General features: G+C 28.8%; 5 protein-coding genes and 1 pseudogene. 1 reads left to right on the forward strand and 5 read right to left on the reverse strand.

From position 1 onward, the window contains the following. Positions 1-37: 37 nt before the first annotated feature. The 5 genes from RCJ95_RS04255 to papA all read right to left on the reverse strand — a co-directional run bounded on the left by RCJ95_RS04255 (position 38) and on the right by papA (position 6,211). Positions 38-1,732 (reverse strand): ABC transporter ATP-binding protein, encoded by a 1,695-nt coding sequence (locus RCJ95_RS04255; protein ID WP_446721935.1) that lies wholly within the window; start codon positions 1,730-1,732, stop codon positions 38-40. Positions 1,733-1,771: 39 nt separating this feature from the next. Next, a complete protein-coding gene (locus tag RCJ95_RS04260) occupies positions 1,772-3,034 on the reverse strand; it encodes a hypothetical protein (RefSeq protein WP_446721936.1) in 1,263 nt (420 codons plus the stop codon). Between the two features lie 676 nt (positions 3,035-3,710). Then, complete coding sequence (locus tag RCJ95_RS04265) at positions 3,711-4,574, reverse strand: ATP-binding cassette domain-containing protein (RefSeq protein WP_221680431.1); 864 nt, start codon at positions 4,572-4,574, stop codon at positions 3,711-3,713. Then, positions 4,558-5,970, reverse strand: a complete 1,413-nt coding sequence (gene papB / locus RCJ95_RS04270; RefSeq protein ID WP_221680430.1) for a PapB family radical SAM/SPASM ranthipeptide maturase — start codon at positions 5,968-5,970, stop codon at positions 4,558-4,560. Before papB ends, RCJ95_RS04265 begins: the two co-directional genes overlap by 17 nt. 82 nt (positions 5,971-6,052) lie before the next feature. Then, entirely contained in the window at positions 6,053-6,211 is a 159-nt protein-coding gene (gene papA / locus RCJ95_RS04275; protein ID WP_156113266.1) for a freyrasin family ranthipeptide, read from the reverse strand. A 283-nt stretch (positions 6,212-6,494) separates the two neighbouring features. On the opposite strand from papA, the pseudogene RCJ95_RS04280 reads away from it, so the two are divergent. Then, positions 6,495-6,689, forward strand: a pseudogene (locus tag RCJ95_RS04280) (response regulator transcription factor); the annotation flags it as partial. Positions 6,690-6,930 lie beyond the last annotated feature (241 nt).

The raw sequence follows: 6,930 nt of genomic DNA on the forward strand, positions 1-6,930 counted from the left end.
ACTTAGTACAACCAGCTATTCAAACAATTTAGGCTTATTAAGAGCTTGTAACAACAAATGAATCCCTCTCGTTCACCTGATTGTTATTAACTTCAAATATTTTATCTGCTTCACTTATTAAAACAGGGTGATGAGTAACCAATATAACAGTCTTTTGTTTTTCTTTATTTAAATATAAAAGTAATGTTTCTATATTTATTTGGTTGTCTTTATCAAGCGCAGAAGTAATCTCGTCAAACAAATAGATATCCGCATCTCTTAGAAGCGATCTTGCTATTGAAAGTCTTTGCTGTTGCCCAGTAGATAATTCAAGCCCATTATGCCCAATAAGAGTTTCAAATTTATAGTCCAACGTTTCTATATATGAATAAATGTTAACCATTTTACAAATTTGAATTAATTCTTCATCCGTTGCATTCGGCTTTGCTAATAACAAATTTTCCCTTATTGTCCCTGTCATTATAAAATGCTCTTGCGTTACCAAACATACCCTTTTTCTATAAACATCATTAGGAATATATCTAATATTTTGATTGGATAGAAATATTTCACCCTGATAATTAATGTATAAACCTGATAATATATTCAATAATGTCGATTTACCTGATCCGCTTTCTCCCTTAATCAATACAATTTTCTTCAAAGGTATTTGGAAATTTATATTTTCTAAAACTGGAGATAATGCATTAGTATAGGTAAAGCTTACATTCCGTAACACTATTTTGTCTTTTCTAAAATGATGCGATGAATTTACATAGTCTGATACTATCAATTTCCTTATATTGTATTTATTGTCTCCCATTAAGTTTTTTACTCTATTTACAGACACAATTGCTTCTTGTAAAAAGGAATTTAGTTGAGAAAATCTTAAAAATGACTGACTAAAGTTATTGGCATAGGTTGTGAATGCTATTAATACTCCTAAGGTGAGGCTGCCTTTATAAATAAAGTAGGCACCTATAATAAGGATAATTAAATAACTTGTAAAGTTTAATAATTCTATTATTGATCCTGATTTTATACTTAAACGCATTTTATCAAGAGTATTTTTGTATAATAAGGTAATTCTCTTTTGATAGTTATCTATGGCGTTTATCTCATTATTAAATATCTTAAATAATTTAAATGATGACAGTATTTCTCCCAGATAGGTTAAATAAGAATCTAAATCTTTTTTGATGGCAGTATCCGTCATCCTTATTTTTTTTCCATAATATTTAAAAATGATAAGTGCTAAAGGACAAGCAATGAATAAAATACTAGCTAAAATAAAATTAAGATTTATCAATATTACGAACACAATTATTATACTGATAAAATCTACAACAATATTTAAAAACTCTGATACTACTTCAGAAAATGCCTTTGTATCATTTTCTATTTTATTCATCAGTTCACCTTTTGCTTTTAATTGATACTCATCCATGTCCATAGCCATGATTCTTTTTATTATCTTTAACTTAATATCCATTTGTAGATAGCAGGCAAATTTCGTTAAATAATATTTTTGGATTACTTTAAAAAATAAATTAAAAAGAAACAAAAAAGCCATAAACACTATAATTATGAATGCGGAATTGAGGTCTTTTAATGTTATAGAATCAATAAATTTACCAAATAAAAGGGGGTGTACTATACTTAAAATCATTGAAATGCCCATCAATATATTTACTTGAAATAATTTTGCTTTGTATGGCTTTGTATACTTAAATACCTCACCTAATATTTTCATGAAATAATACTCTGTCTCCCTGATTTAGTTAAGGTTTTCTTATAACCTTTTGATATACAGATAAGCATTTTTCGGTTCTTCTTGTAATATTTGTAGAAACTTTTCCATATACGGATCTTTTTCATTACTTATGAACAAGTTTTCTACTGACTTCTTTTTCGCCTCACTAAAGAGCATGCTTTTGTTGGTGTATATAACCTTTTGCTCAATTGTTCTTTTTAAAACCTCATAGCAATTAGTTTGTTCCTTGGTTTCCCACTGTTCATCCATTAATGTATTTATCATGTCTTCTGTAATATTATAGCCATAATTAAATTCAAAAAATTTATTAGAATACGGGCGTATTTCAATGATGTTGCCAGAACTACTAATAATATTTTCTAAACTATTGTTATCTGGAAGGCTAAAAACCCTCGTTATTTTCAGCGTGTGATACGGAATGTTGTTGACACCGAAGCTCTCCATTATTTGAATAATGTCTTTATAAACATTCGCATAATTCTTCACTTTTTCTATACTCACACCTTTGTATTGGACAGTAAGCCCGTTATATTGATAATTTTGATAAGGTTTATTTAACAGTTCCTCTTCTTTATATCCATTATAAAAATGTAAGCTTAATAGAACGAAAAGCATCATACTGGTGATAATTCCAGCAATCCACTTTTCCGTTTTATTTGTGGCCCTCCTGCTGAATAAAATCGCGAACAATATAGAGCACAAACAAACGGATAAAACACCTATAACATTTAAGTAATGAATGAAATCTGGATACATAAAGTTAAGAGTAGGAGCTATATATTGAATCGTTTCTAGTCTATAACCATGCATTAACATTAATAAAAAATAAATGATGACAATTAAAATTATAGACACTGCTTGATTTTTAAAAATTGTTGCCATCAAAAATGGAATGGATATAGTAAATAGCTGAAAAACAAAAACAATAAGGAGAATTTTATATATCGGTGTCTCTACATATACAAACTTTACAAAACCAACTAATAACATAATTGCAGGGGTGGTCAAAATAAAGCTGAAAACCCATTGCCATAATAAAAGCTTTCCATTCGATATTGGGGAAATCATTAAAATTTTCTCTACATGATACCTTTGATGCAAAGTTATAATTTGAATCGTTAAAACACTTGAGAAAATCCCATATAAAGGAATCAATGCTTGAGCATCACTGACTGTAAAGAAATACTGAGAGATACATAATAGAATGACGATAGCATAATAAGTCAACAAATAATCACTTCGTAAGACCACTTTCGACCAAAATAAAAAGATATCTCTCATTTGTCATTCACCCTTCTTTTAAATAGCAACACATTTCCAAACATAAATAGTATGCCAATACTTAGAAAAATACCTCTCTTTACATTAAATAGCAGGTCAGTCATTTGATGTTGTATAAAATCAGGATTAAACCATATAGAAAAATAAGGAGAATTTAAATAAATGCTGAATACCAAATATATTATTAGTAAAATGTGTAGATATACAGTACGTTTCAAATAAAAGGAAATGAAAAAGCTAAAGGTAATGCTGTAGAAAATAGAAAGGAAGACTTGAAACAATGTAATTAATAGAATGCTAATAGGAACTTTATTTACATAAAAGATAAAAAAAACTACGTAGAAGAAAAATAGATACACTGAAACAAAAAGAATAACTGCTACGATTTTTCCAACTATATACATCGATCTATTTGTCAATTTTAGTAGGATGACTGCTCTTTCAAAAGATTGAAGATACCCCTTCCAAACATAAGAAACCATACTCGGTATTAAAATAAGTAAAAATACCATTTGTAACTGAAGTGTTCCATACCATTTTTCAATCAAAGTTTCCTGAGTGTCTAAGTTATTCATTATAATTGGAAGAACCAACATTATTAGTATAAGAATGACGGAAATAGCTCTACTTTTTATGAGTCTTTTTAATTCAAAGTTTATTAAAAAAGGTAATTCTCTCATATGGATAACTCTTTTCTATTTATATAAATATATGCATCCTCTAGAGTAGGCTCTGTCGATATACTTCCTTGTAACGGACTATCTGCAATGTAACGAATCTCAATACTGCTGCCTTTATCTTGTAAAGATACAAATAAATCCACATGAGGTATTTCATCATCTAAAACATTATAAAGCCATACCTTCCCTTGAACTTTATTAATAAGGTCTATTGTACTACCTAAGTAATTCACTTTTCCTTTTTGTAGCACCATCAAATTTTTACATGTAGAAGCAATATCTTGTACAATATGGGTTGAAAGCAGAATAATTTTATCTCGACTAATCCGAGTAATTAAATTTCTAAAGGAAATGCGCTCATGAGGATCTAAACCTACTGTTGGTTCATCAATAAGTATTATTTTGGGATTACCAATTAAAGCTTGAGCAATGCCAAATCTTTGTTTCATACCACCCGAAAGTTCTTGAATATATTTTTTTTGTTCGCTTAATAGCCCCACCTCTTGAAGTCTTAAGTTTATTTCCTGTTTTCGGCTTGCGCTATTATTCATTCCTTTTAATTTACATAAATAATCAAATGACTCTTCTAAAGTAACCTTAGGGAAAAAATCGAACTTCTGTGGAAGATAACCTAATATTTCACAAACCTTAAGTGGTTCTTTTTTTACGTTTAGCCCTGCAACTTCAATTTCTCCGTCATCAAATGGAAGTAATGTAGAGATTATTTCCATCAATGTTGTTTTTCCTGCTCCATTTTCCCCTAATAAACCAAATACACCATTATGAATTTCTAAGGAGACATTATCTAGTACCTTTTTATTTTTATAAATTTTTGTTAAATTCTTAATTTTGATTTCCATTTTTAACAAACTCTCTTGTATTTTTCTTTTCTAATAATAGTTCTCTTTGTTCATCTGATAAACGTAAATATAAATGCAAGGTAGCTTCTAATTGCTTTTGAGTTAAAATGCAATAATGTAAAGGTGGTGTCGTTACTTTACCTGTTGATTCTAAATTTTCATGGTGACACCCACCCCCACATAAATTTTTTGCCCAGCATTTATTACAATTTAATCTATTTGAAACATGTGCTTCTTCTAAAAATTTTGACTTAGCAATGGAATATGTTCCTTCAAAAATATTTCCTTGTTTATACTCTTTATTATTGACAAAACGATGACAAGGATATAAATCACCATTAATATCAACTGCTAAAAAATTAACCTCTGCACCACAAAAATATGTTGATTCGTGTCCAATATGAATACGTTCTAAATTCTTCATTATATTATTGAGTTTGACTGCTTTATAATATTCTTTTTTATTTACCAAATATTCGAAATAACAAATTAATTCATCATAACTTTTAGACAATTCAATGAATTGATCTTCTGTAAACATCTGCATAGCTGGGGCAGCATAGATACTCCTAAAATTCAAGTCGAATAGATGCTCATATATATTTACCAAATCAACATTATTCGGAGTAATGGTTGCCCTAACTCCTAGTTGTTTTTGCTCCCTTAATTCTTTTGTTCTGTTTAAAATAACATCATAACTTCCCTTTTTATTTCCGTAAAAACGATTTATGTCATGCTCGCTTTTAGTCCCATCAACACTTACTTGAACAGCGATGTTATTGTCTAAAATAAATTTTGTGATTTCTTTATTTATTAGCGTTCCATTACATGTCATACTAAAGCCAATTTTTTTATTATGTAATTTTACTTTGTGATTTGCATATTCTACTACTTGCTTAATTACTGGAAAATTTAATAAAGGTTCACCCCCAAAAAATACAATGGATAGATCATCACGATCACCTGACTGTTCTAGCAAATAGTCTATTGCTGATTTTGCTGTAATTATAGACATTCTGCCTTTTTCGTTATATTCTCCGTCACCAGCGTAACAATATTTACATCGTAAATTACATTCTTGGACCATCATTAATGTGAGTGCACTTATGTTTTTAACATTTTCTTCGTTAACAGCATTTCTATCAGTAGTATCATTGATAATCCTATTTTCTATTAGTGATTCAATAATATTATTAAATTCATTTTCAGCTATTTTATCTTTTAATTGATTAAAAACTTCCACTATGCTTTTATTGTCACTTGATATAATAGAATAAATAATATCATCTATTTCAAATAAACCATTAGTATTCGGTACATAAATATATTTTTTATGATTAACTTCTAACTCTTTAAAATTTGATACTTTAATTTTTTTCTCCATAGATTCAATCATAAATACCCCCCATTTCTTGATACAATGTAGAGTAAATAATGATTTTACTCTACATTGCCAAATAAAAAATTAAGCACTTGTTTTAACCGTCTGTATCTTTTCTAAAACAAGTTTCCCAGCCTCCAGCACATCCCCAATCCATAGCATCACACTTATTGCAATAATCTTTTGCATCACAAAAAACACACCATTTAGATCTAGAGCTAGCACTATTAAAACCATGATTAATTCTCTTGAGCATTTTTTCACCTCCTCAAATCCCTTATAACTCCAACAAAACAATTAATTATTAGGTATTAATATGTAAATATTAATTTGTTTTGTAGTTCAAATTTAACAAAATTTCTCAAATAAGGTATCCGTAATTTCCGCAACCTTAGTGAAATTTAATTATTTTTTTGAAAAATTGTCACTATTTACATTTGATTAAACGATATTTTTTATCCAGAATATAGAATAAAACGGAATTTATTGATACGATATCTTCTGAAAATAAATGGGGGGGATTATTACATATGATAAAGTTAACACCTAAAGAATATGAGATTTTAGAACGTATTGCTGAGGACAAAACCAATAATGAGATTAGTTTAGAATTAGGTATGAGTAGGAGAACAGTGGAATATCATATATCTTCTATTATTCGCAAATTAAATGCAGAAACTCGTTTAGGTGCTGTTGTAACAGCTATTAAACTAGGCTTACTAAGTATTAAATAAATTTTTCCTCTCATAAAAGATTTAATTTTGGAGAAATCCCTGTATATGAGACTCCATTAAACTGCTCTGTTAGTTAGAACGAACAAAACAAAAAAATAGACCAAACATATTTTAGTGATATGCTCCCTATTAGGTAGACAGATGAAAAAATAAAATCTGTTTATCTAAGGGGAGTATTTTTTATGGGGCGAAGCAAACATTCACTCGAGTTGAAACTATATATCCTTCAATTGTTCGAAGA

The sequence above is a fragment of the Lysinibacillus sp. BSL11 genome (assembly GCF_052928325.1).

Excerpts from the sequence above, each read along its gene's own strand:
- RCJ95_RS04255 (WP_446721935.1), bottom strand. The coding sequence starts at position 1,732 with ATGAAAATATTAGGTGAGGTATTTAAGTATACAAAGCCATACAAAGCA.
- RCJ95_RS04260 (WP_446721936.1), bottom strand. The coding sequence starts at position 3,034 with ATGAGAGATATCTTTTTATTTTGGTCGAAAGTGGTCTTACGAAGTGAT.
- RCJ95_RS04265 (WP_221680431.1), bottom strand. The coding sequence starts at position 4,574 with ATGGAAATCAAAATTAAGAATTTAACAAAAATTTATAAAAATAAAAAG.
- papB (WP_221680430.1), bottom strand. The coding sequence starts at position 5,970 with ATGATTGAATCTATGGAGAAAAAAATTAAAGTATCAAATTTTAAAGAG.
- papA (WP_156113266.1), bottom strand. The coding sequence starts at position 6,211 with ATGCTCAAGAGAATTAATCATGGTTTTAATAGTGCTAGCTCTAGATCT.